This is a genomic window from Arthrospira sp. PCC 8006, assembly GCF_046480465.1.
Lineage (GTDB): Bacteria > Cyanobacteriota > Cyanobacteriia > Cyanobacteriales > Microcoleaceae > Limnospira > Limnospira platensis.
In genome coordinates this window covers 1-447 of sequence record NZ_PKGG01000555.1, presented here as the reverse complement: position 1 = coordinate 447, position 447 = coordinate 1, and the positions used below count along the sequence as shown (strand labels likewise).

The 447-nt window shown below is 52.3% G+C and carries 1 pseudogene; it reads right to left on the bottom strand.

The features are described from left to right. Positions 1-26: 26 nt before the first annotated feature. Positions 27-254: pseudogene (locus B9T16_RS29345) on the bottom strand (transposase); the annotation flags it as partial. Positions 255-447 lie beyond the last annotated feature (193 nt).

Sequence of the window (447 nt, the reverse complement as noted above, 5' to 3'; positions counted from 1 at the left end):
CTATTTCATGCCTGAACATCTCGCACGTTGCTGTCCACGGTATGCCGTTCTCGTAGGCTGGTTATGCCAACGTTTGTCCAGACCCCATCGGTTCCGTTAAAGACCTTGATTTCGATGCGGTCATAGCCAGGTCGTTTATAGCAATTACCTCGATACAGGGTCGGATAACAGCCACTGTTGGGATTGAGGACGGGAGGTTTGGCATCCCGACGTTGACGAGTTCCCGATTGCCATTCCCGATATCGGGTCATGTGCTATACGTCCTAACTTTTCTGTCTTGTGCTATATCTGGGTTCCGAACAGAATAAGGGCGGGTTCCGTGAGTTGGCGGGTTTTTACCGGGGCGTTACATAAGAAGGGCGGGTTCCGTAAGTTGCCGGGTTTTTACCGGGGCGTTACATAAGAAGGGCGGGTTCCGTAAGTTGTTGCCGGGTTTTTACCGGGGCG